Raw genomic sequence first — 26,842 nt, forward strand, 5'->3', positions numbered from 1 at the left:
ACGCTTTTATTAGGGAATGGAAGAATGGACATGAGCGAAAGCGCGAAAAAGGCCATGACGGCGGCCATTGCCGCAGCGATTATCCGCGAGCGGACCAAGGCTGGCCTGTCCCTTTCTGCGCTTGCTGCCAAAGCGGGCCTGTCAAAATCAACGCTGTCGCAGTTGGAAGCGGGCGGTGGGAACCCGAGTGTCGAGACCTTGTGGGCGATCGCGACGGCCCTTGGCATTCCGTTCAGCTTTTTGTTTGAAGCGCCACCGGCACGAACGACTTTGATCCGTGCCGGAGAGGGCAAGCGCATTGACGCGGAAAGCTCGGCGTTTCAAGCCGTGCTTCTGGCTTCTTGCGCACCGCAGACACGCCACGACATTTATCAGGTGGCGCTTTCTGCTGGAAAGCCTCAATGCAACAAGGCCCATCCACGCGGCACGTTGGAGCACCTGATTGTCATGGAAGGGGAGGTGCGGGCCGGACCAAAAGGCGCTGAAGAGGTGCTGCAGCAAGGCGATTACTACGCGTTTCCCGGAGATGAGCCACACCTTTATGAGGCCCTCAGCCCTCATGCCCGCATCATGCTGGTCATGGAGAGTGGTTGAAGCTCGTGTCTAGATGATCTTGTACATGAACGTTGTTGCGTCGAGGCGGTCGCTGTCCGGGGCCTTGGCGAAGTTTGGGATGCTGCCTGCTGTTTCATAGCCGAGGGATGCATAGAGCGGCTCGGCGCTATCCCCGGTGCGGGTGTCCAGCGTGATCAAGGTCTTGCCGTGGGCGCGGGCTTCCTCTTCCAGTGCGATCATGAGCGCGCGCGCAATACCCTTGCGGCGGTGGGAAGGATGCACGATCAGTTTGGCCACTTCTGCCCTGTGGGCCTGATTGGGCGGCATGTCGATGTCAAGCTGAACGGTGCCTGCCAGCTCTTCCTCCCAATAGGCGCAGAGCAACAAACAGCGGTTCGCCTCAACGCTGGGAAAGACCTTTTCTTGCCAGAAGCGACGGGCGGCTTCTGGTGTAAACGGCAGGATGAAGCTGATGCTGGCACCGGCGTGAACCGCTGCGTGGAGTGTTTGAGTGAGCGGTTCCAATGCCAGCGGCAAATCTGCGCTGCCAAGTTTCTTGAGGTTCAGCATCAATCGTTGGTTCCTGTCACTGCAACCAGACCGCCGACTTCCTTGAGGAAAGTCACGACCTCGTCGACCCCATCCCCGCGCTTCAGGTCGGTGAAGCAAAACGGCTTGCTGGCGCGCATTTTCTTTGCATCCCGCTCCATGACGCCAAGGTCGACTTCCACATAAGGTGCAAGGTCCTTTTTGTTGATGATGAGCATGTCGGAGCGCACGATGCCGGGGCCCCCTTTGCGCGGGATCTCCTCGCCCTGCGCCACGGAGATCACATAGAGGGTGATGTCTGCAAGATCCGGTGAGAAGGTGGCCGCCAGGTTGTCGCCGCCGCTTTCTATGAAGACCATGTCCAGACCGGGGTGCCGCTCTATGAGTTGATCAATGGCCTGCAGATTGATGGTGGCGTCTTCGCGAATGGCGGTGTGCGGGCAGCCGCCGGTCTCTACCCCCAGCACCCGGTCTTCAGGCAGGGCCTGCGCACGCACCAACGCTGTGGCGTCTTCGCGGGTGTAGATGTCGTTGGTCACAACAGCGATGGAAAACTGGTCGCGAAAGGCGAGGCAAAGCTTTTCCGTCAGCGTGGTTTTGCCTGAACCAACAGGCCCTCCAATGCCGACGCGCAAAGGTCCGTATGATCCGCTCATGATCGAAAAATCCTTGTAGGTTCGGTTTCATGCGCCATGCTGGCGATGTCTGACAGGATGGCAGCGCTCCCAAGAGCATCCAAAGTGGCCCCTTGTGAACGCTCTGTGAGGTTGATGAAGGTCTGTTCCAGATCGGCGAGCAATTGCACGCCCTCCGATTGGCCAAGGGGCACAAGGCGCAGGCACACCGAGACCAGATTGCTGGTGAAGCTCTGCAGGTAGCCGAGTTTCAGCTCCTCAAGGGGGATGTGTGTTCGCGCTGCTGCAAGCCCAACCGCCACTGGCAGTGCGGCACTCTTTCCAACCGCTGCTGCCATGGGGTCTGACTGCCCGATCCACGGCTGTGCGTAGGTGAGAAATGCTGTGCCCTGCCGCTGTGTTTCCAAATAGCGTTCTGCACTGGGTGCCATGGCAAGGCAAAGGCTGTTCACCTCTGCCAGCCGGGCGCTGTCGTTTTCTGTGGCAGCTGCATGGCTTTGTCCCAAAACCAGCAGATCGTTCCAGCCCGAACCATGGTTGAGTACGCCTTGCAGCCACTCCTTTGCCGTTTCTGCGCTTTGAATAACTCCCGCGTTGATGGCAGTTTCCACGCCGTGACTGTAGGAGAATGCACCGATCGGGAACGCGGGCGACAGCCATGTGAGCAGCCGCAAAAGCGCCGTTCGGCCATCGGGATCAGTTATGGCTGTGGTCATGCGAATGATGGTGACTGTGGCCGTGACTGTGTGAATGAGAGCTGCTGCGGTTGGACTTGTGATAAGCGCCGCGGACCGGTGAGAACGCCCCTTCAATTTCGGTGATGGTCGCGCCGAGGCCTTCGAGCATTTCCTTGATGACGTGATCCTTGAGGATCACGATGCGGTCCAGCTCGATCTGCGAGGGCAGGTGCCGGTTGCCCAGATGCCAGCACAGCTGAGAATGGTGCAGGGCGTCGCGGGCTTTGACTTCGTAAAGCGGCTCCACAGCGGCCTTTATCACGACGAATGTGCCGCCTTCTGTTTCAATGGCGTCGCCCTCATCAAACGAGACGGCATCAGCTACTTCGAACAGGACTTTCACCTCTGTATCAGTGGTGAGCACCTTGCGGCGCAGATGGCGTTCGTCATGGGAGAGTGTGACGGTGCCAAGAACTTCGCCAGAATACTCTCCGGCGCGTTTGAATGTATGTGCAGTAAACATCAGAACAAGAAATACCTTTGCGCCATGGGAACCACTTCTGCCGGTTCGCAGGTGAGAAGCTCACCGTTTGCGCGAACCTCATAGGTTTCGGGGTCTACCTCCACGTGCGGCGTGGCGCTGTTGTGGATCATGGAGGCTTTTGAAATGCCCGACCGGGTGTTGTTGACCGCGAGCATCTGTTTGGCGGTGCCCAGTTTTTCCGGGAGGCCCGCATCCAGAGCCGCCTTGCTGACAAAGGTGACAGAGGAGTTTGTCAGGCTCTTGCCATAGGCCGCGAACATGGGCCGGTAGTGCACGGGCTGCGGTGTTGGAATGGAGGCATTGGGGTCACCCATCATGGCCATGGCGATGGTGCCGCCGGTAAGTACCATGTCTGGCTTCACGCCGAAGAAGGCCGGTGTCCAGAGCACCAGGTCGGCGCGTTTGCCCACTTCGATGGAACCGATCTCCCGTGACAGCCCGTGGGCGATGGCGGGGTTGATGGTGTACTTGGCGATGTAACGCTTGACGCGAACGTTGTCATTGTCGCCGGTTTCTTCCGGAAGAGCGCCGCGCTGACGCTTCATCTTGTCGGCAGTCTGCCAGGTGCGGATCAGCAGTTCGCCCACGCGGCCCATGGCCTGACTGTCCGAGGCGATGATGGAGAACGCGCCCATGTCGTGCAGAATGTCCTCTGCGGCGATGGTTTCCTTGCGGATGCGGCTTTCGGCAAAGGCCACGTCCTCGGGAATGTTGGCGTCCAGATGGTGGCAGACCATGAGCATGTCCAGATGCTCGGCAATGGTGTTGCGGGTGTAAGGACGTGTCGGGTTGGTGGAGGACGGCAGGACGTTTGAAAGGCCGCAGACCTTGATGATGTCCGGCGCATGGCCCCCGCCTGCACCTTCCGTGTGGAAGGCATGTATGGTGCGGCCCTTCAGGGCATCGATGGTGTTCTCCACAAAGCCGCTTTCATTCAGCGTGTCCGTATGGATCATCACCTGAACGTCGTAGCTGTCTGCCACGCTGAGGCAGGTATCGATGGCCGACGGGGTGGTTCCCCAATCCTCATGAAGCTTCAGCGCGCAGGCCCCGCCAAGCACCATTTCCTCCAGCGCCTTGGGGTGGGAAGCGTTGCCCTTGCCCGCAAACGCAAGGTTCATGGGAAAGGCGTCTGCCGCCTCAATCATCCGAGCGATGTGCCACGGACCGGGCGTGCAGGTGGTTGCCAAGGTGCCATGGGCCGGACCCGTGCCGCCGCCAAGCATGGTGGTGACGCCAGAGGTTAGGGCCTCCTCGATCTGCTGGGGGCAGATGTAGTGAATGTGCGCGTCCATGCCGCCGGCTGTCAGGATCTTTCCCTCTCCAGCAATGGCCTCCGTTCCCGGACCGATGATGATGTCGACGCCGCTCTGCATGTCCGGATTGCCTGCCTTGCCAATGGCGGCAATGCGGCCGTCTTTGAGGCCGATGTCGGCTTTGTAGATGCCGGAATGATCGACCACCAAGGCGTTGGTGATGACCGTATCGACGGCCCCTTCGGCGCGGGACAGCTGGCTCTGGCCCATGCCATCGCGGATGACCTTGCCGCCGCCGAACTTCACCTCCTCACCGTAAGTGGTGAAATCCTTCTCCACCTCGATGAAAAGCTCCGTATCAGCAAGGCGGACCTTGTCGCCCACGGTGGGGCCGAACATGTCTGCGTAGGCGGCGCGAGAAATGGAAGTTGCCATGGTCACGCCCCTCCGCTTGGTTTGATCTGGAAGCCCTGAATGGTCTGCGTTCCCCCAACGGGGATCAAGTGAACTTCGCGGGTCTGCCCAGGCTCAAAGCGCACGGCGGTGCCGGGGGCAATGTCGAGGCGCTGTCCTTGTGCGGCCTTTCGGTCAAAAGTGAGGGCGGCATTTACCTCGGCAAAGTGATAATGGCTGCCCACCTGAACCGGGCGGTCGCCAGTGTTGGCCACCTTGAGCGTGATGCTGTCCACGCCCTCGTTGAGGGTGATGTCGCCACTGGCGACAATAACTTCTCCGGGGATCATGAAGGCTCCTTATGCGGTAAACGCGAGCGCAAGACCGCCAGCAGCGAACAGGCCGCCAACAACCCGAAGGATCGTCTTGCCAGCCTTGCCAGTTGCCACCGTGCCAAAGCCAAGCCCGGCAAGAAGCAAACAGGAGGTGGCAACAGAAAAACCAAGTGCGTAGCCAACGAGGCTTCCGCCCGGCGCTTCAAGACCGTGAGCTGCCCCGTGAAACAGAGCAAACAGGCCAACGATGATGCAACCAACGGCGCATGGCAGCTTCAGAGCCAATGCAATCAACAGACCGGTTATAACAACGGACGCAAGGATTCCCGGCTCGATGAGCGGGATGGAAACACCCGCAGCTGCGAGCCCAAAGCCAAGCAGCATGGCAGCGACAAACGAGACAGGCCACCAGTAGATGCGGTTTCCGCCGACAAGAGCGGCCCAGATGCCCACCGCGATCATGGCGAGCATGTGGTCCAGCCCCCCGAGCGGGTGCAGGAGGCCGGAAACAAAGCTGGATGTGTTTTCATGGCCCGCATGGGCCGCAGCGGTCGTGACGCCAGCGAGAGTGGCTATTGCGGTGAGTGCTATAAGCTTTTTCATCGGGTTCCCCTCGGGATGGACAGGTATGAGCGGGTTATTTTGGATGCCCGCGTTCCTGCTAATGTTGTTCTTGAGTTCGATCGATCAGGCGGCGCAGCCCTCAGGCTTTAGAGTTCGTCGGGTTTGGGCTGGAAACTTGCCAAGCAAGGCGGTTGGACGCGCAGGGCGAGGGACAAGCTCACCGCCGCAGTTGGGGCAGGTGCCCTTCAGGACACTGTCGTTACAGTGCGCACAAAATGTGCACTCAAAAGTGCAGATGAAGGCGCCTTGTTGGTCGGCGGGCAAATCGCGATCGCAGCATTCACAACCGGGTCTCATTTCCAGCATGGCACTTTCCTCCTTTTGCGCCGTGTTGTGTCACCATTCACCGAATGGGCTCGTGGACGGTGACCAGTTTGACGCCATCTGGAAAAGTGGCTTCCACTTGAATGTCATGGATCATCTCTGGAATGCCTTCCATCACCTGATCACGGGTGATCACATGGGCACCTGCTTCCATAAGATCGGCTACGCTGCGGCCGTCGCGGGCACCTTCAACAACATAGTCTGTCACAATGGCAACAGCTTCCGGATGGTTGAGCTTGACCCCGCGCTCCAGGCGAGCGCGGGCAACCATGGCGGCCATGGCAACAAGCAGTTTGTCCTTTTCCCGAGGGGTGAGGTTCATTGGGACTCCTTACAAACTCCAAAGCTTGGGCAATGCGCGCTCGGGGCGCAGGCCCTGCAAAAACGGGATCAGCTTCTGGCGCAGATCAAACCCTGTGGCGGCAGTGAGCCGCGCTGTGATCTTGCCGTTGACAGTGCTGATGCCAAAGGAAAGGTCTGGTGTTTTGGGCCGCAGCGCGTCACACCGGGCCTCAAGCACCTCTTGATCTTCAGGCCCTAAATAAACAACGGAGGCAAACGCCCGTTGTCTGGCCAGAGTGCTGCTGCCTGCCGCGATTTTCGTAACCTCGCCAGAGAACAGAAGGTCGTCCGCATGAACAAGCTTGCCACCACGATGAATGCGCCAGCGGTCGCTGAAATGGGCCATTTCCACCTGCTCACCCATGGCGTCTCGCCCCAAAATGACGGCCTCGACCGCAAGAAAACGGGCATCCTCTGCCATGTGAACATGCATCTGACGGGAGAGGGAAGCGCGGTCAAACAGGATGGTTTCCTGCGGGAGCCAGTGAAGTTCCGATCCCTTGTCCAAAGAGAGGAACGAGGTGACATTGGCAGTCCCCTCACTGGCCTTGTAGATTTTCTCACAGGCCTGAGTTGTCAGAACGGAGCGGGTGTTGACCCCGGCTTCTACCGACCAGTCGAGTACGTCGCCGCCTGTCAAACCGCCGCTGGTGTTGATGAGCACAGCCTCGGCCATGTCGCTATAGACTTTGGGCAGGCGCACCTTGGCGGCTCCCTCTTGATAGAGGGTTTCAAGGCGTGTGGCGCTTGTTGTTGGATCTTCAGATGGTGCAGGTTTAAACGCAATACGACCCACACCGGCAGTGCGCTGCAGCCCCGCAACGGGGGTCGGCTTTTCTGCCAGGTTATGTGCGGTCATGGTTATTATCCAATCTTTTGATCTAAAGGTCTCCCTTGGCCGAACACAGCCAAAACGTGCCCAATCTGCGTTCGTCCTCGGTGGGTTTAGCAAGCTACGTGCCAATACTAGAATGCGGAGTTGGTAGCCCTTCAACCCACTGAATCTACGAGGGATTCAGGGTTGTGAGCATGGCCTGATGCACGCGGCCTGTTTTGCGGGATGGCAAATCTGTGCCTATAAATTAAGCAATTGCGACAAGGGTGGGTTTCTCGTGCATGAAGTGAGGCGAAACATCGCCGTCCCGCAAGGGTTTGGCTGAGAGACTAAAAGCCCGGGCGTTCTGCGTTCTTTTGCGTATTGGGGGTTGGCGGTGCTGTTTTTTGCGTCAAATGCAAAACTGATTTGTCTGCGCTCCTCTTAATCAAGCGATCTGCGCGGAGTAGGGTGCGCTCAAATCGCTAGAGGATTTAAGAAAATGACCGCTGCACTGTTCAACCCTATCAAACTTGGCGATCGGGAGCTCGCAAATCGGATCGTCATGCCGCCAATGACCCGTTCCCGCGCCAGCCAGCCGGGCGATGTGGCCAATGACCTGATGGCACAATACTACGCGCAAAGAGCTTCTGCAGGCCTGATCGTTTCCGAAGGGACGCAGATCTCAGAGATGGGCAAAGGCTATGCCTGGACGCCGGGCATCTATACCCCGGAGCAGATTGCCGGTTGGCGCACTGTGACGGATGCGGTGCATGCCAAGGGCGGCACCATGTTTGCCCAGCTTTGGCATGTGGGCCGGGTGACGCACCTCGATAACATTGGCGGCCGGCAGCCGATTTCTTCCTCAGCCATTCAGGCGGAAGGGGTCAAGGTGTTTGTCGACAACGGAACGGATGCACCGGGCTTTGTGCTCTCCGCCAAGCCGCGCGAGATGACCGTTGACGAGATCAAAGAGGTGGTTGGCGAGTACCGTCAGGCCGCGCTTAACGCCATTGAGGCAGGTTTTGACGGCATCGAGCTGCATGCAGCCAACGGCTATCTGATCAACCAGTTTATCGATTCAGAATCCAATGCGCGCACTGATGAATATGGCGGCAGCCTTGAAAACCGGCTGCGCTTTCTGGATGAAGTTGTGAGCGCCATGATCGACGCCATTGGTGCAGACCGCGTCGGAGTGCGCCTTGCGCCATTGACCACGCTGAATGGCACTGTTGATGCCAACCCGATTGAAACCTATACGGCGGCTGCCAAGCTCCTGAATGCGCGTGGGATCGTTTATCTGCATATTGCGGAGGTTGACTGGGATGATGCGCCGGACACGCCGATTGAATTCAAGCGTGCTCTGCGTGAGTCGTTTAAGGGCGTGCTGATTTATGCGGGCCGCTATACACCGCAAAGCGCGGAACAAGCGCTTCAGGACGGTCTTGCGGATATGATCGCATTTGGGCGGCCCTTTGTGGCGAACCCGGATTTGCCAGAGCGCATCAAGAACAACCAAAGCCTTGCGACCCATGATCCGAACACCTTGTTCGGTGGCGGTGCCAAAGGCTTGATCGACTATCCGACCTTTTCTGCCTGACCTGACGCCCGGCACCGCTTCACCTCCCGCGCATTGAGGCGGTGCCGTGCAAGGAGTTTTCAAATGTTGTTTGAACGTTTTAGCCATGGAGGCTTTGAGGTCTCTAATCGTATCGCCATGGCCCCAATGACCCGCTCGCGCACGTCGCAGCCGGGCGATCGGCCCAATGACATGATGGCCACCTACTACGCACAGCGCGCCAGTGCGGGCCTTATCATTTCTGAGGGGACACCAATTTCAGCGGTTGCGCGGGGCTATTCCATGACGCCCGGCATCTATACGCCTGAGCAGATCGAGGGCTGGAAGAAGGTGACTTCCGCAGTCCATGAAAAAGGCGGCAAGATCTTTGTTCAGCTTTGGCATGTGGGCCGTCGCTCTCATGAGACCATTGCTGGCGCGCAGCCTGTGGCACCCTCGGCGCTGAAAGACGAAGACAAGGTGTTCGGGCCTCTTCCTGAAGGCGGTTACGGCATGATTGAAACCGGCGTTCCGCGGGCCATGAGCGGCAGAGACATTAAGCAGACGATTGCCGATTTTGTGCAAGGGGCGAAGAACGCCATCGCGGCGGGTTTCGATGGCGTGGAGCTTCACGGTGCCCATGGCTACCTGATCGACCAGTTTCTTCGCAAGGCAAGCAACCACCGCGAAGATGCCTATGGTGGCACTCAGGAGAACCGCATGCGCTTCATGCTGGAGGCGGTTGAGGCGGTGGCGGGTGCAATTGGTGCCGACAAGACGGCTATTCGCCTCTCTCCGTTTGTGACGGAGGGCTTTGCCGAGCCTGACGACGAGATTGTTGACCTGACACTGAAGGCGCTGGAAAAAATGGCTCCGCTCAAGCTGGCGTACATCCATTTCAGCGAGAACATCTCCACCTATACCGAAGTGCCGGAGAGCTTTCGCGAAAAGGTGCGCCAGATCTATCCTGCCCCAATCATGGTTGCAGGCAAGCTGACACAGGAAAAGGCGCAGGCGCTGTTGGACAAGAACCACGCGGATTTGGTGGCATTCGGTCAGCCGTTCATTACCAATCCGGACTTCGTTGATCGTCTGCGAAACGGGATTGCACTCACGCCTGTGGGCTATGATGCCCATGCCACGTTCTATGGCGGTGATGAAAAGGGCTATACCGACTACCCCGTCGCAGCGGCCTAGATGACCCTTGAAGCCAGAGCCACGCGCTCTGGCTTTTTGCTAGGCATCGGGGCTTAGCAGAACCTCGATCAAGATTTTGTTGGTGGCTGGATAGGGCTGCGAGATCCATTCCCCGCGAAAAGTGGTGTAGCCTTGCGCTGCACAAACGAGATCGTTGTTCTCATAGCCTGGTGGGATGACCATGTAGCCCGGTGTCGGCTCGATGAAAAGGGTGTTGGGCTGTCCGGCCAGATGACAGCGCGCGCCAATTGGATTGGTGGCGACTGTGAGCAGATAGCCGCCCGGCGGGATTGCGACCTCGGTTGAGAAAGCCTTGGGCAGCCTTTCTTCATCCGTCTGGCAGCCTGCCAGCAGACAAAGGAAGCATGCGACTGCGAAATGCCTAGTACCAATGACCAAGTGTGCCCTCGGGTTTCCTGTTATTGTGTCAGGCTACGATCCCCTCATATTGAAGGAAACCCGAGGAAAAAGCGGTACTTGCTTTTGTCGGGCAAGAAAGCTTTGGAAGCCTGACGGAAACATCTGCCGGTTTTCTGCGTAATATGACCATATATGCAGGAAACCTGCAAAGAATGAGTGATCTGTTGCTTGCCTTGCCTGCTGACCAGCGCGACCGGATTTGGGTGCGTCTTGACGAAAAACACGCGGCTTTGATTGAAGAAATCATCGCCGCGCCGGAACCTGTCGCGGTGATTGAAGCGCCCGCAGGAAGTGGCAAGACGACGCTGGTTCAGCGACTAGCTGAACGCCTGAACGTTGAGTTGACGTTGGCGCCAAGCTATCGCCTTGGCAAAAACCACCAAGCGGCGATCTGCGATATGCGCACTCTCATGGGGGAGGTGCAGGCGCGCAGCGTGCTGGATGAGCAGCTTGAAAAGTGCATTTTGACGCGCCGGCCCAACTGGAACCAGCCTTGGTGCGACAAGCTTGTGCTCTATGGGACGGCGCGGGTGTTTTCGTGGCAGGACCTTTGTTTGTCCAGGGCAGAGCTGGGCGAGATCTTGCCGGAAGAACAGGCGGAGCAGCTCTATGCCGATACGCGCGGATGGCCGTGGCTTATCCGGGCTGTTTTGGAGGACAGTGCGCTGACTGAACAGCGGGCGGTCTCGTTTCTCCTGACCTACTTTTTGCAACAGGCGAGCCTTGAAGAGCTGGCGGTTTTGCGTCTTGTGCTGGAGCACGAGGATGGGCTGCGCTGCGACGCTGCTTTGAAAGACCGAGTCTTTGAAGTGAAGCGGCACTTTCAGCCACTGATCACCTCCCACGGCGACAAGCTGTGCTGGGCATTGCCGCGCCTTGTTGACGCGGCCCGCGTCGCGGTCGGGTTGCGCATCAAGGAGCATGAGGAAACCCCGGTTCGCCTTGTCACCTCTTCCTTGCTCTATGAAAACAAGATGGTACCGCAGGCTATATGCGAGTTGCAATTGGCCGGGCGTGAGGAAGAAGCAACGCGTCTGTTTGCGCGTCACGGGGGGCCGTTCTTTCTGTTTCGCTATGGGCGGCAGGCATTTGCCGATGTGCTGCGCGGGTTTGCAGCGGACAATGGCAGCGAGGCGGTGATCTCCAGCCGCGCACTGGCTGCGGCGAAGGCAGGCGATAGCGGTCGCGCCATGAAAATCATGAGTGATGCCTTCGGCGAGGACTATGCGGACTTGAGCACGGCGTTCAGGGCCACACAGCAGTTCTCCGTGCTGTTGCGCTCTGTCCGCCTTATTCTGGCGACCTATGAAGACCAGATGGTCTCAGAGGAAACCGTTCATTTGCTGGATGGTTTGATCCGCGAAATTCCGAGCACGGACCATTTCTCTCGCGGCAGCTTTTATCACTCGATGATGGAGCTGCACATGCGAACGGGAGAGATGGAAGAGGCTGAGAAGATAGCCAAGTGGGCGATTTATCACTACGAGCAGGCGGAAGTGCCCCTGCTGATGGTGAGTGTGCGCATCTACCAGTGCAACATTGCGCTAAAGGAAGGGGAGATCCCGCGGGCGGCCGCCATGCAGGAAGAGGCGGAAAAGCTGCTCGAAAGCATGGGTATGGAAGCCGAAACCGAGCGCCGGTTCAACCGCTTGGTGAAGGGGTGCATTGCCTATGAAAGGGGCGACCCACAGCCGCTCTTGACGTTCATCGATCGGGACATGGAAGCATTTGCCATTGGCGAGATGTGGCCTAGCCTTGCGGATTCTGCCGTCTACTTTGGTGCGCAGGTGCTGAACCGCCATCGCGGCATGGGGCCAGCGCGCAGTTTCCTGGAAGGGTGGCGCGTCAACCACTGGCAGGCTCCGCATTTCCGCTTCACCATGATCATGCGCCGCGTGGAATTGCTGCAAGACAACGGGCGCTGGATTGAAGCCGAGCAGCATCTTGAGACCATTCAAGGCCGGATCACCCGGCAGTGGGTTGAAAGCGCCAAGCAGGAACTGGCCAAGTTGACAGATGCCAACGAAATTTCGGTGGCGCTTACGTGGATGCGCCAGATTGCTTTCGAGCGGCCAAAGAAAACGGAGCTGCTGGAGCAGCTCGACATGTTCTTGGGCAATTACGAGGTGACGCGCAATCAGGCCCGCATGCTGACCTCGGTCAAGGCATTTGTGGCGCGCAGACAGAAGAACACAACGCTGGCGTCGACGGTGTTTCTGCAATTGCTTTCTGATGCCGCGCGATCGGACTCCATCGGCTCGCTCTACGAGGATATCATTTTCCTTGAGGAGCTGGTCAATGACCGCCAGATCCGCTCGTTCATCTTGTCCCGCGACCAGCTGCAGGACGCGCTCAACTCGCTGACCAAGGCCGATGAAACCGCACGGGCGGAGCGCAAGGACGAGACCGATCCGCTGACCCGCATGGAACGGCGCGTCCTGATGATTGTTGCCGAGGGGGCCTCCAACAAGTACGCCGCGAATATGCTCGGCCTTTCAGAGGCTACGGTCAAGTTTCACCTCAAGAACACCTACAGAAAACTGGGCTGCAAACGCCGGTCCGAGGCCATCGCAACTGCGCGCTCCATGGGCATGATTGGAGCGTGATTGGGGCATGATCTGCGATTGACACGGCGCCTTTCGGCGGCGCTGTCGATTTATCTTGAAGCTATGTCAGACATAGCATAGGTTATGGTGACATTGCTCGGGAGGATTGTTCATGGCTGGTACTGGAGCTTCAGACCGCAAGGCGCAGGTGCTTGAACGCCTCGCTCAACTTTTGTTCTCCGGGGGCATCAAGCCGGGTGGTCTGCTGCCGAAAGAGTTGGAGTTGTGCGCACAGTATGCCGTAAGCCGCGCAACCATCCGCAGTTGCCTTGGTGAGCTGGTTTCCTATGGTATCGTGAGCCGCACTTCGGGGCAGGGAACCTATGTTCAGCCCTATGAAGACTGGATGATACTGGCCCCAACCGTTGCGTCGTGGATTGCAGCTTATAGTGATGACAGTCTGCCGTTTTCCCGCGAGATGTTCCGTTTTCGCGTGACAACCGAGCCTTATGTTTCCGCAGAAGCGGCGCTCAAGGCAAAGGCGAGCGACCTTGCTGCCATGGAAACGGCTCTGGAGGGCATGGTCCAAGCCCATGAGAGCGGCAAGATGCACTACCAAGGACGCAGTCTGAGCGATTGGGATATTGACCTGCACGAGGCGGTGTATCGTGCATCGCAAAGCCTGATCTGGCTTCAGTTTTCCAAGAGCCTGCGCCCGGCTTTTTTCAGCAGTATTCGCCGTACCACACAGCAGGCCGAGAGCGATATGGCATCCAGCCTGGAGCTGCACCGCGCGTTGGTTGAGGCCATTCGACTTCGTGATGTGCATGCGGCCTTTGAGTGTTCCTGCAAGATCCTGCTGCGCAGCGCCAACGATCTCGGTGACACCCTTACCGCGGAGGCCATTGGCGAGATGCGCCATGCCCGGCTGAAATCCTGAAGAGCGGGACGGCATTTTATTTTCAAGTCAAACAGGGAGATGACCAATGAAGATCACTGGGATCAAGACGTGGCGCGTACCACCTCGCTGGTGCTTTTTGAAGATTGAAACAGATGAAGGCGTACATGGCTGGGGGGAGCCCGTGCTGGAAGGGCGTGCCGCAACGGTGGAAGCTGCGGTCCATGAGCTTTCCGAGTACATCATTGGCAAGGATCCACGCCGTGTGGAAGACATCTGGCAAATGCTCTATCGCGGTGGTTTCTACCGTGGTGGCCCGATCTTGATGAGTGCAATCGCAGGCATTGATCAGGCGCTTTGGGACATCAAAGGCAAGGCGCTCGGTGTGCCCGTACACGAGCTGCTGGGCGGGGCCGTGCGGGACAAGATGCGCATGTACTGCTGGATCGGAGGGGATCGCCCTAACGAGATTGGCCGTCAGGCGAAGGAAGTGGTCGAGAAAGGTTTCACGGCGTTCAAGATGAACGGCACCCCGGAAATGGCGATCATAGACAGCTATGAAAAGGTTGATGATGCGGTGGCGCGTATCGCCGAAGCCCGTGAAGCGGTGGGCATGGGCGTTGGCATTGCAGTGGATTTCCATGGCCGCGTACACAAGCCAATGGCCAAAATTCTTATGAAGGAGCTGGAGCCGTTCCGCCCCATGTTTGTGGAAGAGCCCGTGCTTGCGGAACACTTGCACGCCTTGCCAGAGATCGCCGGAAACGTCTCCTACCCGATTGCAACGGGCGAGCGCATGTTCTCTCGCTATGAGTTCCGGGGCGTGTTGGAGCGCGGATATGTAGATGTGCTGCAACCGGACCTGTCGCATTGCGGCGGCATTACCGAAGCTCGAAAGATCGCGACAATGGCGGAAGCCTATGATGTGGCACTGGCGCCTCACTGCCCCCTTGGGCCAATTGCGCTGGCTGCCTGTTTGACGGTGGATTTCGTCTCCCACAATGCGTTCATCCAGGAGCAAAGCATGGGGATCCACTACAACAAGGAAAACGACGTGCTCGACTACATGGTCGATCCTTCACCGCTTCAGATCGTTGATGGCTATTTGCCGCTGCTTGAAAAGCCGGGTCTCGGCGTGGAGATCAACGAGGCGTTTGTTGAAGAGCGCTCCAAGGATGCCAGCAACTGGAAGAACCCGATCTGGCGTCATGAGGATGGTTCCATCGCGGAGTGGTAGCCCGTGCATCGGAGGATGGTGAGGCAGCGCATCTTTAACTTGCGCTGCCTTTCAATTGTGTGGCGCGATGGGGCCAGTGAATACTGTCAGGCGCTCTCCCGAAAGACGTCAAAAAGGCGGCTTTCAAGCGCGGACTTTACCTCGTCCATGGGGGAGCGGTTAAGTATCTCCATAACAGAATGAGCGCGGGTCAGGCTGTAACCGGCACCGCTGCCGGAACACATGGAGTTGGTTGTTGTTTCTTCAATGTAGAGGTGCCCCATACAGAGGTCACCGACCAGATACCAATCACGCGTGTGGGACACGCGATCGATGGAAAAATTCTCAGTGCACAGTAATGCTCTTTCCAGAGTCTCCATGAACCAAACTCCCTTACTCAAGGTTGAAATGGGCGTTTAATCACTTGTCTTTAAAAATAAGCTACCTTGGGAAACTAAGTAAAACAACCAGTTTTATGAAAACTCCAAGTATTGCTCGCAATTCAGTAAGGTTGCCGTATGCGTCATGTTTATTAGTGGTGATGCGTTTAAGCGCCTGATACGGTCCGCATCAGTTTATTTTGCGTGTCAAAGAATATACTGGATCTATTAAGAAGGTCCGCGGCGATCTTTTTCACAAATCTGCAATAAAAGAGAATTTACTTGGGCTAAAGCTGAGATATTCGATCACTGTTGATGGTCCTGCGGCGGCGACACCTGTTGCCGTGCACTATGCACCATTGAGGTGTGCTCAGCGATGAGCCCGATGGCACCATTGCACGGCTTTTGGCTGGTAAACAGCGTCTTGATCTTGCCTTCAAAGACGGGATAGGGTGTGCAACCGTCCTATTACGTAGGTCACGCCACAAGAGTTTTCATGACACAGGCTGTACTCTCTCAAGGCAGGCCCCTTGGCACTGCTGAATTCGTTGCGCTGATGGCGTTGCTTACGTCGCTTGTTGCTCTTTCCGTAGACGCGATTTTGCCGGCGTTTCCCTATATTGCGACTGATCTGAATGTGGCCGATCAAAACCACCTGCAGTTTCTTGTAACCTTTGTGTTTCTGGGTATGTCGGTCGGACAGCTGGTTTTTGGGCCGGTATCCGATCGAATTGGCCGCAAACCTGCCATCTACATCGGCATGGGCATCTTTGTGGCAGGGGCTTTGCTGGCCTCTCAGGCAACAAGCCTGCCAATGCTGCTGGCGGGACGCTTCTTGCAAGGGGCGGGCGCTGCGGCACCGAAAGTTGTGATTGTGGCCTTGATCCGCGATCAATACTCGGGCCGCGAGATGGCGCGAATTACGTCCTTTGTGATGGCGGTATTCATTGCTGTTCCAGCTGTTGCACCAATGATGGGCCAGATTACCCTCATGGTGGCCCATTGGCCGACGATCTTTTATGCCATGCTGGTGCAGGCTTCTGTGGCGACGCTGTGGCTTGCGCTTCGTCAGCCCGAGACCTTGGCCCCTGAGCATCGCCGCCCCATTTCGCCGCGCGCCATCGGGCAGGCGGCCATGGAAATCGCCAGGTGCCGACCGACCATGCTTTATACCGTCGGGACTGGACTGATTTTTGCAAGCTTCATGACCTATTTGGCGACCGCTCAGCCGATTTTCAGCGGCATCTATGGCATCAACGAGCTGTTTCCGCTTTACTTCTCATCGTTGGCGCTGGTTTTTGGCGCAGCTTCGGTTGTGAATGGTCGCATCGTGCGCCGCTTTGGAATGCAGCTGCTGTGCAAGGTGGCGCTCTCCGGCGTGGTGGTTATATCCATACTGTTTTTGGGGCCTGTCATGCTTTTGGGCGGGCAGCCGCCACTGTGGACCTTCATGGTCTACTTGACGTTGACCTTTTTCTTTTTGCCTCTACTTTTTGGCAATCTGAATGCGTTGGCCATGGAGCCCCTTGGCCATGTGGCAGGAACCGCGGCCACGATGGTTGGCAGCGTCTCCACCTTTATTGGTCTGTTTTTGTCGATGATTATCGGTTCATTCTACGATAACAGCCTGACCCCAATCGTTATGGGATTTGCTATTCTGGGTGCTGCATCGCTGATGACACTTGTGGCCGCTGAAAAGGCGGCCACCGGTCCGGGTTGAGAGCGGGTGTTACTTTTCTGACCAGATGGCCAGTTCATTTCCGCAAGGGTCTGCAAAATGGAAGCGGCGTCCGCCCGGGAAAGAGAAGATCTCTTTGACAATGGTGCCGCCATGGGTCTGGACCTGCTCCAGCATGTCTTCCAGCTGCTCAGCATAGAGCACCACGAGCGCGGCCCCCTCTTGTGAGGAAGATTTCAGGTCGGCGTGATAGAAGCCACCATACATGGTGCCGTCGTTAAAGGCGGCATACTCTTCGCCAAAATCCTTGAAGGTCCAGCCGAACACGGTGCCGTAGAACGTCTTGATGGCGTAAAGGTCGCTTGCGGGCAACTCTATGTAATTGATCTGTTTGTCTTTCAGCATCGTTGATTCTCCCTATGGGGTGGGGCGGTCGTGCCAGATATTGAAGAGATCACAGCATACTTGCGCGACCTCAATTTAACAGAGGGGGACTACGGTATTTACTGGAGAACTCAACTACGCATTGCACCTTATGCCGCAGAGAAAACGATTTCCTTAGTGTGTATACGGGCAAAAATAACGCAGAGGCAAATGTTAAGAACCGGTAAACTGTGAGCGAAAGTAATGCCTATAGTTTATGCAAATGCTCAGTTATCCAGATTTTACTTGCATCATCACTAAGGTAATACTAGGGTAAATCAACTGATCGCCCATCAAGAACGTAGAAAATTATGCACGTGGTCAGGGTAAATATAAGAAGCAGCGCCCGCAGCTGACATCGACCTCTTTACTAAAAAAGCAGCTTGGCTGCTTTTTTTGTGTTTTGGGCAAGACGTCGCACCCCCAAGTCAAAGAATGTGGTGAAAAGTCAAGGACTAAGGCGCTTGTTGTAGAAGCCTGTCGAGGGCACCGTCAGTTTTGTCCCTTTCTCGGATGATTCAGTGAGTGCGGCTATGAGGGCATGCACTTCCAGTGCCGCCCCACCAGAAGCATTGGGTGATCGGTCTTCACGGATTGCCCCGGCGAAGTCTTTTATGAGGGCTTCGTGCCAAGCACTCGAAAAGTCCATGGGGTCGGTTCCGTCACCGGTCTCAGGTGGGTTGCCAATGCGCTCTTCGATGCCATCTCGCCAATGCAAAACAAGCTGTTCTCCTTGCAGCAGCGCTGTTCCCTTGGTGCCGTCAATGATCAGGCTTTCCGGCTGGCTGGGGAAGGTCGCCGTGGTCGCCAAAAGGTTGCCGAGGGCACCGCCTTCAAACTCAAAGCCCGCGCTGCAAAAGTCTTCCGCTTCCAAGTCATGCAGTCGGCTGGTGCCGCACAAGGCCTGAACGTGGGCGACCGGTCCGATGGTATCCAACATGATGTCGAGAAGATGGATGGCCTGCGTGATCAAAACGCCGCCGCCATCGCGCTCATAGGTGCCGCGACCCGGCTCATCATAGTACGCCTGATCTCGCCACCACGGCACCGTCGCGCGGACCAAAGCAAGATCTCCCAGTGCGTTCTCATCCATGAGTTTCTTCAGGTGCAGCGCACCCGGCTTGAACCGGTTCTGGAAAACAACGCCCAACTTGACCTTGGCCTTGTGGCAGATTTTAACGATCTGCCGGGCCGCCTCCAAATCCCGTTCCAGGGGCTTTTCGCAGAGGATGTGTTTTCCCGCCGCAGCGAACAGCTTCACCAGTTCGACCCGCTGGTTCGGGGGCGTGAGCAGCAGCACTGCGTCAACCGTCGGGTCTTCAGCGATTGCCTGCGGGCTGGGGTAGGCTTTGCACCCCAGTCGGGCAGCTCGCGCCTCTGTGGTCTCCAGCGTGCGGCTGTAAACGCCCGCTAGCTCCACTTCGTCTTGTAAAGCGGTGAGGGCCAAAAAATGAGGGCGGGCGGCCATGCCAAGGCCCACAACGGCAATACGAATGCGGCTCATGGAACGAAACTCCTTACCCGGCTATGCTGAACAGCGGCGTGATCTCAGAGTTATAGTAGGGCGCTTTTGAGTAAGTTTTGCAAGACAGACGATATTGGGAAGACAACGGCCTTGAATTTTTTGGCGGCTCTTCGCATCTCAAAGGGGCTGATGAAAACAAACGCGCTCTACCTATATCAAGGAACAGAGTGTTATTAACGGGTCGTGCCAACAGAAACTGTTTGCAACTTTAGATGAAACTGAGCATTTCTAGCCAGAACGTGACCACGTTGTCACATCTTCGCATCAGCATTATCTCTCTATTCAACGAAAAGGAGCGGTAGCGCCAAAACGCGCCGAACACACACATATGATGTTTGAATGGATGTCAGACCCGGCTATCTGGGCAGGTCTGGCAACGCTTGTGTTACTCGAAATTGTTTTGGGTATCGACAACCTCGTGTTCATCGCGATTTTGGCCGACAAACTGCCGCCTCACCAGCGTGACAAAGCGCGCCTGATTGGTCTGTCTCTGGCCCTTATCATGCGCCTTCTGTTGCTCACATCGATCGCTTGGCTGGTAACGCTCACGGCACCGCTGTTCTCTGTGTTTGGCATGGACTTTTCCGGACGTGACCTGATCCTGCTGTTCGGCGGCTTGTTCTTGTTGTTCAAAGGAACAAAGGAGCTGCACGAGCGCCTAGAAGGCATCACTCAAAAAAGCGAGGGCAAACTGGGCCACGCCGTGTTCTGGCAAGTGATCGTTCAGATCGTGGTGCTGGATGCAATCTTCTCGCTGGATAGCGTGATTACGGCTGTTGGCATGATGGATGAACTCTCCGTGATGATGATCGCGGTGACAATTGCCATCGGAGTCATGATGCTTGCGGCAAAACCCTTGATGGACTTCGTTTCCCGTCACCCGACCGTGGTGATCCTGTGTCTTGGCTTCTTGATGATGATTGGCTTTTCGTTGGTGGTTGAAGGCTTCGGCTTCTATATCCCGAAGGGCTACCTCTATGCCGCGATTGGTTTTTCCATCCTGATCGAGGCGCTCAATCAGGTTGCTCGGCGCAACAGAGATCGCCTGGTAACACAAGGCGACCTGCGCCAGCGTACGGCGGGGGCGGTTCTGCGCCTGCTTGGCGGCGGGCGAGAAGAGCTGGTTCTTGGCGGAAGCGCGGACTTGATCGCGGAACGCGCGGCGGAAAACAACCTGTTCTCTTCGGAGGAAAAGGAGATGATCGAGGGCGTTCTGACACTTGCGGACCGTCCGGCCATCTCTGCGGTGACGCCGCGCATTGAAGTGGAATGGCTGGATGTCACTGCACCCAAGGACGAAATTCGCCGCAAGATCCTTGAGGGAGGCCATACCCGTTACCCAATTGCGCGCGGCCGGCTAGATGAGTTTCTCGGTGTTGCTCTTGCCAAAGATTTGCTGCGGGATCTTCTGGAGGATGGAGAGATCAACTACGAGCGCTCCCTGCGCCAACCCTTGGTCGTGCATGAAAGCGTCTCTGTGCTGCGTTTGATGGAACAGCTGCGCAACTCTCCGCTGCAAATGGCCGTTGTGGTGGACGAATACGGCGAGATGGAGGGGCTCATCACCCCAATCGATATTCTTGAAGTGATCGCGGGTGACTTTCCGGAGGAAGACGAAGAGCAGCTGCTGATGCAGAAGAACGACGACGGGTCGTGGCTGGTGAGCGGCTGGATTGACATTCGCAAGATCTCTCATGCCCTTGAGGTGGATCTGTCGGACGCCGCGGATCGGTATGCAACGCTGGCAGGCTACATTCTGTGGCAACTTGGCCACCTGCCGGAGGTTGGGCAGCGGGTGAAGGCTGGTGCGCTGGAGTTTGAAGTGACTGCCATGAATGGCCGGGCTATCGACAAGGTGCTGATCCGGCCGATATCAGAGGATGCGCCAAGCCAAGCGTGATTGTTTCGCTCAAAAAAGAAAAACCGCCGTACATGCGTCGGCGGTTTTTTTTGACAAATGGAGAGTGCGCCTAGCGAACGATAACGAGTTTCACGCCGTGCTGGTTGAGCTGCATGTTGATGTCCGCTGGCGGTGTGGCGTCCGTGAACAGCGCGGTGGCATCCTTGATGTGGCCCACTTCCACCGCAGCGGTGGTGCTGAACTTGGTGGAGTCAGCCGCGATGAACACGTTGCGTGCTGTCCTCATCATGCTTTGAACCACCACGACCTCATTGAAATCATAGTCCAAAAGGGTTCCGTCGGTATCAATGGAACCACAGCTGGTGATCAGGTAGTCCACGCGGAAATGGTTGACAAACTCCAGCGCGGTTGAGCCAACGATGCCGCCATTGGTGCTGCGTAGCTTGCCGCCCGGCACCATGACGTTGAAGTCTGCCTTCTGGTAGAGAACATTGGCAACGCGCAGGCTGTTTGTGATCACGCGCAAGCCTTGTTTCTTCAAGAGGTGCTTCGCGATGATCTCGGTTGTGGTGCCAATTGAAATGAAAACGGAAGAATTGTCCGGGATCTGCTCAGCAATAGCCGCGCCAATCGCTTCCTTTTCTTCCGTTTCCGAAACCTGACGGACAGCGTAATCCAGATTCACCACGCTGGAGCTGCGGCCTGCGCCACCATGATGGCGGACAACAAGCTTTTGCTCGCTCAGCTTCTTGATGTCACGGCGAATGGTCTGGGCTGACACATCAAGCAGCTCGGCGAGCTCCTCAACGCTGACATATCCCTTCTCATTGACCTCTTTGATCAGCTTTTCGTGGCGAAGGTTCCCTACAATCACGGCATCCGGCATCTGTCTTTGTTCCAAGTCTGAACAGGGTGCCCAAGTGCCAGATCAATTGCAATGGCGGGAAGCTCCCTGTGATTTCTTAGGTGTTGGCCTTGATGAACGCCTCAGCGGTGCTCCGGTCCGGCACGCCTTCACGGCCGCCAAGCTTGGTGCACTTCAAAGCGGCAACGGCGCTGGAGAAAGTGACAGCAGCACGTGCATCCATCTTGTCCGCGACAGCCAGAGCAAAGGCACCGTGGAACACATCGCCAGCACCGGTGGTGTCGACAACATCAACCTTGAAGCCCGGTTGATGGCAAAGCTCGCCATTTTCCAGCCAGTAGCAGCCTTTTGAGCCAACAGTTACATAGACTTTACCATTGGTTTTCGTTTGAGCAATGCGCAATCCCTCTAAAGGATCATCAACCTGTGAGAATTTCGCCAATCCGGGTTCGGAAAATGCAACATGATCGGCCAATTCGACCAGTTCGGTGATGTCTTCCGGTGTAATGTCAGCGTCCAAAACACTTGGAATCCCAAGGCACTTAGCTTGCTCTAGTGCATACTTGGCGCCCGGTATCCATCGCACGTCACATAGAACTGATTGGAATTGTTCGAAACTGATCTTTTTGAGCCACTCAGGATCACGACTCAGTTGGGCGGATTGGTAATTGATGATCATCCGCTCACCTGCATCGTCCACCAAAATCGCGGAGAACGAGGAGGCTGCATTCTCGAATTGCTTTACGTGAGAATGGCCAACACCGTAGCTGGCGAACTCCCGAAGCATTGTCTGCGCAACGTCATCGCTTCCTACGCGGCCAATGAACTCAACCGGCGTACCAAGTTTGCTGATTGCGACCGCCGCAGTAGCTGCAGGCCCGCCGCCAACTTCAAAATAGTCTTTCGCAACAAACTTGCCGCCTGTTGTTGGTAGTTGAGAGACTCGGAACACTCGGTCGAGAACGGTGATCCCCACGCATGCGATCGTCATTGACTTACCTTTTCTGACTTTGGGAGCGTCGTTTTGCCGAAAATACATACAAATACTGACGGATAAACACTCATTTGATGAAAAAATACCATCAAAATCGCCAAAAAACAATCAGAATGTGTTGAATTATGCCTGTGATCGGGTCTAATGTTGGATAACGAACATAAACGATCACAAGCGAGGACTTGGTATGGCGACTGTTGGTTTTGTTGGTCTGGGTCAGATGGGTGCCGCAATGGCTGCCAACCTGATCAAGGGAGGCCACGCCCTGAAGGTTTTTGACATCAATAAAGAAGCCGTGGCTGCTCTTGGCGCACAGGGCGCGGATGCATGTGCATCCCCTGCAGAGACCGCAGAAGGCGCAGACTTCGTGATTACCATGCTGCCTAACGGGGCGCTTGTGCGTGACGTGCTGCTCGGTGCAGAGGGTGTTGTGTCCCGTCTTGCCAAGGATGCGCTGGTTATTGACATGTCGACCATTCATCCGCTGGAAACCGATGCCCTCATTGCTGACCTTGCAAAGCTGGGCGTCGAAATGATGGAAGCGCCGGTGGGCCGCACCTCTGACCATGCAATCGCCGGTACGCTGCTGATCCTCGCAGGTGGCACGAAGGAGCAGATCGCCAAGGCACAGCCTCTGTTTGATCTGATGGGTTCTGACACTGTAGATGCGGGCGGCCCCGGCAAAGGCATTCGCGTAAAAATCATCAACAATTACATGAGTATCGCGCTCAACGCGCTGTCGGCTGAGGCAATTGCTCTGGCAGAAAAGATTGGCCTCGACTTCGATACGGCCATGTCTGTGATGAGCGGAACACCGGCTGGTAAAGGCCATTTCACCACCACATGGCCAAACAAGGTTCTGGCTGGCAACCTCGATCCTGCATTCATGATCGATCTCGCGCACAAGGATCTTGGTATCGCAATGGATCTGGCAAACCAGGTTGGCGTTCCAATGCCAATGGGTGCTGCTTCTCGTGAGCTTTACAACATCAGCCGTTCTGCTGGTCGCGGTCGTCAGGACTGGACAGCCGTTCTGGAACAGCTGCGTCAGCTGTCTGGCTTGGAAACAAAAGCCAAGTAAGGCGCACAGGGAGCGAACACCATGGAAAAGACCATCGTGAAATTCGGTGAGGTTGACGGCAAGGTTGTCGATCTCATCACTCTGTCCAACAAAAACGGCATGAAGGTCAGCGTTACAAACTACGGCTGCATCGTAACCTCCATCGAGGTGCCTGGCCGTGATGGCAAGGCGGCAGACGTGGTTCTCGGTTATGAGTCCCTCGAAAAGTACCTCGCTGGCCATCCGTTCTTCGGTGCAATTGCGGGTCGCTTCGCCAACCGCATCCAAGACGGCAAGTTCAGCCTGGACGACTACACCTACCAGCTGGAAACCAACGAACCGCCAACTGTTCAGCACCTGCACGGCGGCTCCAAGGGTTTCGACAAATACGTTTGGGGGTATGATCTGGAAGAAACCGAGGGCGCGATCCTTGTTCACTTCCATCGTATCTCAGTGGATGGCGAATCCGGTTATCCCGGCACGCTGGATGTGACCCACACCATTGGTTTGGATGAAGAAAATCAGCTGCACTACAACTTCCGCGCGCACACCGACAAGCCAACGGTGATCAACCTCGTCAACCACAGCTACTACAACCTCGCCGGTCATGACAGCGGCAGCGTGGCGGGCCACGAGCTGACACTGGGTGCAGACTTCTACACCCCGGTTGCTGAGAACATGATCCCGACAGGGGAAATTCTGAAGCTAGCTGACACCGGTCTGGACTTCCGCACCGCGGCAAAGATCGGCGACAACATGGAAAAGGTTGAAGGCGGCGCGTTCGACTTCAACTTCATTCTGAACGGCGCGAAGAAAGAAGGCGAATACACCTTCGCGGCTGATTTGTATGATCCAGAATCTGGTCGCTTCATGACCGTTCTGACCACCCAGCCAGCAATCCAGTTCTACAATGGCTTCAAGCTTTCCAACAAACCTTGGTTTGGCCGCAGCGGTTACAAGTACGAAGCATTCGGCGGCCTGTGCCTTGAAACACAAGGCTTCCCGGATAGCCCGAACAAGGCCCACTTCCCATCACCACGTCTGAATCCAGGCGAGATCTACGAGCACAAGACCATTCACCGGTTTGGTACTCGCTGATCATTCAGGCAACAAGAAAGCGGCTCCGTAAGTCGGGCGGGGCCGCTGTTTTGAGAACCCATCATGTATATCGAAATACTCATCGTCTCTGCGATCATCGCATTGGGCAGCTTTACGCAGGGCTTGACCGGTTTTGGTCTTGCGCTGGTCAGCGTGCCGCTTTTGTCGATGGCAATTGACGTAAAAGCAGCTGTGCCTATTGCCGGTATCTTCGGCTGGCTCGTGACCTTTCCGCTGGTCTGGAAAATGCGCGAGCATGTGCAATGGAAGACCGGTTTGATCCTTTTTGTCGGTTCTCTTCCAGGCTCGTTTCTGGGGGCTGACCTTTTAAAGCGCATGCCAGCCGAAGCGATCTTGATCACGATGGGTGTCGTGCTGATTGCTTCCAGCCTGTATTCCCTGTTTTCCAAAGCGCCACTTTTCAAGAAAACCTCGCCGCCAATCACCCTTGGTACGGGCTTTTTCTCCGGTGCTCTTGGTGCCAGCGTTGGGGAGCCGGGCCCGCCGGTCATTGCCTACACATCCATGCAGCCTTGGACCGCTGATCAGACCAAGTCCACTTTGGTGTTCTTCTTCATGCTTCAGATGGTTGGCGCGATTGCGGGCTTTTGGAGCAAGGGGCTGATCGACGCTTATGTGATGGAGCGCGTCGCTTATGCGATGCCAGCTTTCATCGTGGGCATGACCGTGGGCATGTTCGCATACCACCTCTTGCACAAATACAAGATCAACTATCACGGCATCATTCATAGCTTGCTGCTGGTGGTGGGCGCGATGTTGATCATCAAGAATCTTCATCTCTGGTAGAAATACGGAGATTGGTGTGTTTTTGTGTCATTAAATGCTCATATATGATCATATAGACTTTCGATAATGATCATAGTGCGGTAGTGTTGAACGCAACAACACAAGAAACAGATCGGGGTGTCTCAACCCAAAATGAACGATGGTGGCGGGCACCCCCCACTCTATGGAAGTTCATTAGGAGCCCAGTTCGAGGAAACAACATGGCTTACGTATCCGGTAAAGAAATGATCCAGCGCGCTTGGGAGAATGGTTATTCCATTGGCGCGTTCAGTGCACACAACGCTGAGACAATCCGCGCTATCCTGAAGGGTGCTCAAGAAGAACAGGCACCAATCATGATCCAGGTTGGTCAGAAGGTGATTTCTGTCATGGGTCTGCAGGAAATGAAGGACATGATTGATACCTTCATGCGCGACATTACTGCGCCGGTTTGTATCCACCTCGATCACAGCCGTCAGTTTGAGCAGACCATGGCAGCCGCACGCGCGGGCTTCCATTCTCTCATGTTCGATGGTTCCGGCTACGCATTTGAAGACAACGTTCGCATTACCAAGGCTGTTGCAGATGTCGCGCACGCTCTAGGCGTTGGCTGTGAAGGCGAGATCGGTAAGATCGGCGGTACCGAAGATGACATCACCGTTGATGAAGCAGACGCGATGATCACCACCGTTGAGGAAGCTCAGGAATTTGCCAGCCGCACGACCGTTGACTATTTGGCGATTTCTGTCGGTACCGCGCACGGCGTTTACAAGTCCGAGCCGAAGCTGGCTTTTGATCGCATCAAAGAGATCAAAGAAATCGTCAAAAAGCCTCTGGTTCTGCATGGCGGTTCTGGTGTGCCGGATGAGCAGGTTCAGGAAGCGATCCGTCTTGGCGTTGCCAAGGTGAATGTGGACACCGAGCTGCGTCAGGCCTTCACTTACGGGGTTCAGGAAATCTGGGCGAAGGATCCGGAAGAATTCGTATTGGCGACTTCTATGGGCCGCGGTGAGGAAATGATGAAGGAAAAAGTGATCGAAAAGATCCGTATCTTCGGCTCCTCCGGTAAAGCTGCTGACTTTAAATAAGCTATTGAAAGGCCTCGGGAATGTCCGGGGCCTTTCGCTTTCTCCTCCGGTTTGCAGGGGATAGACTTGAGTTGAAATGTCGCGGGTCTTCCCATTGGGTAGACTTTGTCTCGCGCCTGTTGATTCAACCGATTAAACTAAAGGCCTATGGTCGCTCCTCGCGTATACTGCGACCTGAACGATTCCCGGGTCTTGACCACA

Annotated in this window: 28 protein-coding genes; 12 read left to right on the top strand and 16 right to left on the bottom strand. The window is 56.2% G+C overall.

Going from position 1 to position 26,842, the window contains the following annotated elements:
- Window positions 1-30: 30 nt before the first annotated feature.
- Window positions 31-594 carry a helix-turn-helix domain-containing protein gene (locus tag Q3Y58_RS12510; protein ID WP_319622478.1) on the top strand — a complete coding sequence of 188 codons (564 nt, stop codon included), beginning with the start codon at window positions 31-33 and terminating at the stop codon, window positions 592-594.
- A 9-nt stretch (window positions 595-603) separates the two neighbouring features.
- Here the strand turns inward: Q3Y58_RS12510 and Q3Y58_RS12515 are convergent, their stop codons facing one another.
- The 10 genes from Q3Y58_RS12515 to Q3Y58_RS12560 form a co-directional block, all read right to left on the bottom strand.
- On the bottom strand, window positions 604-1,125 hold the full coding sequence (locus Q3Y58_RS12515) for a GNAT family N-acetyltransferase (protein ID WP_319622479.1): 522 nt from the start codon (window positions 1,123-1,125) through the stop codon (window positions 604-606).
- On the bottom strand, window positions 1,125-1,760 hold the full coding sequence (gene ureG / locus Q3Y58_RS12520; protein ID WP_319622480.1) for an urease accessory protein UreG: 636 nt from the start codon (window positions 1,758-1,760) through the stop codon (window positions 1,125-1,127). The genes Q3Y58_RS12515 and ureG overlap by 1 nt, the downstream gene beginning before the upstream one ends.
- A complete protein-coding gene (locus Q3Y58_RS12525) occupies window positions 1,757-2,455 on the bottom strand; it encodes an urease accessory protein UreF (RefSeq protein ID WP_319622481.1) in 699 nt (232 codons plus the stop codon). Before Q3Y58_RS12525 ends, ureG begins: the two co-directional genes overlap by 4 nt.
- Complete coding sequence (locus Q3Y58_RS12530; RefSeq protein ID WP_319622482.1) at window positions 2,436-2,939, bottom strand: urease accessory protein UreE; 504 nt, start codon at window positions 2,937-2,939, stop codon at window positions 2,436-2,438. The genes Q3Y58_RS12525 and Q3Y58_RS12530 overlap by 20 nt, the downstream gene beginning before the upstream one ends.
- Complete coding sequence (ureC, locus tag Q3Y58_RS12535) at window positions 2,939-4,651, bottom strand: urease subunit alpha (RefSeq protein ID WP_319622483.1); 1,713 nt, start codon at window positions 4,649-4,651, stop codon at window positions 2,939-2,941. The genes Q3Y58_RS12530 and ureC overlap by 1 nt, the downstream gene beginning before the upstream one ends.
- Window positions 4,652-4,653: 2 nt before the next feature.
- Complete coding sequence (locus tag Q3Y58_RS12540; protein ID WP_319622484.1) at window positions 4,654-4,959, bottom strand: urease subunit beta; 306 nt, start codon at window positions 4,957-4,959, stop codon at window positions 4,654-4,656.
- A 9-nt stretch (window positions 4,960-4,968) separates the two neighbouring features.
- A complete protein-coding gene (locus tag Q3Y58_RS12545; protein WP_274219818.1) occupies window positions 4,969-5,547 on the bottom strand; it encodes a HupE/UreJ family protein in 579 nt (192 codons plus the stop codon).
- 84 nt (window positions 5,548-5,631) lie between these two features.
- Window positions 5,632-5,874, bottom strand: coding sequence for a DUF1272 domain-containing protein (locus tag Q3Y58_RS12550; protein ID WP_274219819.1), 243 nt, complete (start codon window positions 5,872-5,874; stop codon window positions 5,632-5,634).
- Window positions 5,875-5,911: 37 nt separating this feature from the next.
- Window positions 5,912-6,214, bottom strand: a complete 303-nt coding sequence (locus tag Q3Y58_RS12555; protein WP_274219820.1) for an urease subunit gamma — start codon at window positions 6,212-6,214, stop codon at window positions 5,912-5,914.
- A 9-nt stretch (window positions 6,215-6,223) separates the two neighbouring features.
- A complete protein-coding gene (locus Q3Y58_RS12560; protein ID WP_319622485.1) occupies window positions 6,224-7,093 on the bottom strand; it encodes an urease accessory protein UreD in 870 nt (289 codons plus the stop codon).
- Window positions 7,094-7,550: 457 nt separating this feature from the next.
- On the opposite strand from Q3Y58_RS12560, the gene Q3Y58_RS12565 reads away from it, so the two are divergent.
- Both Q3Y58_RS12565 and Q3Y58_RS12570 read left to right on the top strand, forming a co-directional pair.
- Window positions 7,551-8,648: an alkene reductase gene (locus tag Q3Y58_RS12565; protein WP_319622486.1), complete on the top strand. Its 1,098-nt coding sequence runs from the start codon at window positions 7,551-7,553 to the stop codon at window positions 8,646-8,648.
- 63 nt (window positions 8,649-8,711) lie between these two features.
- Window positions 8,712-9,803 carry an alkene reductase gene (locus Q3Y58_RS12570; protein WP_319622487.1) on the top strand — a complete coding sequence of 364 codons (1,092 nt, stop codon included), beginning with the start codon at window positions 8,712-8,714 and terminating at the stop codon, window positions 9,801-9,803.
- Window positions 9,804-9,842: 39 nt separating this feature from the next.
- Here Q3Y58_RS12570 and Q3Y58_RS12575 read toward each other — a convergent pair whose 3' ends face one another.
- Window positions 9,843-10,202 carry a hypothetical protein gene (locus Q3Y58_RS12575; RefSeq protein WP_319622488.1) on the bottom strand — a complete coding sequence of 120 codons (360 nt, stop codon included), beginning with the start codon at window positions 10,200-10,202 and terminating at the stop codon, window positions 9,843-9,845.
- Window positions 10,203-10,375: 173 nt separating this feature from the next.
- Between Q3Y58_RS12575 and Q3Y58_RS12580 the strand changes: the two genes are divergently transcribed.
- The 3 genes from Q3Y58_RS12580 (at window position 10,376) to dgoD (ending at window position 14,904) form a co-directional block, all read left to right on the top strand.
- Entirely contained in the window at window positions 10,376-12,829 is a 2,454-nt protein-coding gene (locus tag Q3Y58_RS12580) for a LuxR C-terminal-related transcriptional regulator (protein ID WP_319622489.1), read from the top strand.
- Window positions 12,830-12,941: 112 nt separating this feature from the next.
- Window positions 12,942-13,709, top strand: coding sequence for a FadR/GntR family transcriptional regulator (locus Q3Y58_RS12585; RefSeq protein WP_319622490.1), 768 nt, complete (start codon window positions 12,942-12,944; stop codon window positions 13,707-13,709).
- Between the two features lie 46 nt (window positions 13,710-13,755).
- Window positions 13,756-14,904 carry a galactonate dehydratase gene (gene dgoD, locus Q3Y58_RS12590; protein ID WP_319622491.1) on the top strand — a complete coding sequence of 383 codons (1,149 nt, stop codon included), beginning with the start codon at window positions 13,756-13,758 and terminating at the stop codon, window positions 14,902-14,904.
- Between the two features lie 86 nt (window positions 14,905-14,990).
- Here the strand turns inward: dgoD and Q3Y58_RS12595 are convergent, their stop codons facing one another.
- Window positions 14,991-15,263 carry a hypothetical protein gene (locus Q3Y58_RS12595; protein ID WP_274219828.1) on the bottom strand — a complete coding sequence of 91 codons (273 nt, stop codon included), beginning with the start codon at window positions 15,261-15,263 and terminating at the stop codon, window positions 14,991-14,993.
- Between the two features lie 496 nt (window positions 15,264-15,759).
- Here Q3Y58_RS12595 and Q3Y58_RS12600 point away from each other — a divergent pair, with 496 nt between their 5' ends.
- Complete coding sequence (locus tag Q3Y58_RS12600; RefSeq protein WP_319622492.1) at window positions 15,760-16,983, top strand: multidrug effflux MFS transporter; 1,224 nt, start codon at window positions 15,760-15,762, stop codon at window positions 16,981-16,983.
- A gap of 9 nt (window positions 16,984-16,992) precedes the next feature.
- On the opposite strand, the gene Q3Y58_RS12605 is transcribed toward Q3Y58_RS12600, so the two are convergent.
- Together Q3Y58_RS12605 and Q3Y58_RS12610 are read right to left on the bottom strand one after the other, a co-directional pair.
- The gene (locus Q3Y58_RS12605) at window positions 16,993-17,346 is read right to left on the bottom strand and encodes a VOC family protein (RefSeq protein WP_274219830.1); all 354 of its coding nucleotides are present in this window, start codon (window positions 17,344-17,346) and stop codon (window positions 16,993-16,995) included.
- A 466-nt stretch (window positions 17,347-17,812) separates the two neighbouring features.
- Window positions 17,813-18,868: a Gfo/Idh/MocA family protein gene (locus tag Q3Y58_RS12610; RefSeq protein ID WP_319622493.1), complete on the bottom strand. Its 1,056-nt coding sequence runs from the start codon at window positions 18,866-18,868 to the stop codon at window positions 17,813-17,815.
- A 349-nt stretch (window positions 18,869-19,217) separates the two neighbouring features.
- On the opposite strand from Q3Y58_RS12610, the gene Q3Y58_RS12615 reads away from it, so the two are divergent.
- On the top strand, window positions 19,218-20,789 hold the full coding sequence (locus Q3Y58_RS12615; RefSeq protein ID WP_319622494.1) for a TerC family protein: 1,572 nt from the start codon (window positions 19,218-19,220) through the stop codon (window positions 20,787-20,789).
- A 70-nt stretch (window positions 20,790-20,859) separates the two neighbouring features.
- Here the strand turns inward: Q3Y58_RS12615 and Q3Y58_RS12620 are convergent, their stop codons facing one another.
- Together Q3Y58_RS12620 and Q3Y58_RS12625 are read right to left on the bottom strand one after the other, a co-directional pair.
- On the bottom strand, window positions 20,860-21,636 hold the full coding sequence (locus tag Q3Y58_RS12620) for a DeoR/GlpR family DNA-binding transcription regulator (RefSeq protein WP_274219833.1): 777 nt from the start codon (window positions 21,634-21,636) through the stop codon (window positions 20,860-20,862).
- A 76-nt stretch (window positions 21,637-21,712) separates the two neighbouring features.
- On the bottom strand, window positions 21,713-22,606 hold the full coding sequence (locus Q3Y58_RS12625; protein ID WP_319622495.1) for a sugar kinase: 894 nt from the start codon (window positions 22,604-22,606) through the stop codon (window positions 21,713-21,715).
- A 163-nt stretch (window positions 22,607-22,769) separates the two neighbouring features.
- Here Q3Y58_RS12625 and yihU point away from each other — a divergent pair, with 163 nt between their 5' ends.
- The 4 genes from yihU (at window position 22,770) to Q3Y58_RS12645 (ending at window position 26,641) form a co-directional block, all read left to right on the top strand.
- A complete protein-coding gene (gene yihU / locus Q3Y58_RS12630; RefSeq protein ID WP_337994509.1) occupies window positions 22,770-23,690 on the top strand; it encodes a sulfolactaldehyde 3-reductase in 921 nt (306 codons plus the stop codon).
- Window positions 23,691-23,711: 21 nt separating this feature from the next.
- A complete protein-coding gene (locus Q3Y58_RS12635) occupies window positions 23,712-24,767 on the top strand; it encodes an aldose epimerase family protein (RefSeq protein WP_319622496.1) in 1,056 nt (351 codons plus the stop codon).
- A gap of 63 nt (window positions 24,768-24,830) precedes the next feature.
- Window positions 24,831-25,574 (top strand): sulfite exporter TauE/SafE family protein, encoded by a 744-nt coding sequence (locus Q3Y58_RS12640; protein WP_274219837.1) that lies wholly within the window; start codon window positions 24,831-24,833, stop codon window positions 25,572-25,574.
- Window positions 25,575-25,774: 200 nt separating this feature from the next.
- Window positions 25,775-26,641 (top strand): class II fructose-bisphosphate aldolase, encoded by an 867-nt coding sequence (locus tag Q3Y58_RS12645; protein WP_319622497.1) that lies wholly within the window; start codon window positions 25,775-25,777, stop codon window positions 26,639-26,641.
- The last annotated feature ends 201 nt before the right edge of the window (window positions 26,642-26,842 follow it).

Origin of the sequence: Nesiotobacter zosterae, assembly GCF_033843645.1 — a bacterium.
Classification (GTDB): Bacteria; Pseudomonadota; Alphaproteobacteria; order Rhizobiales; family Stappiaceae; genus Pseudovibrio; species Pseudovibrio zosterae.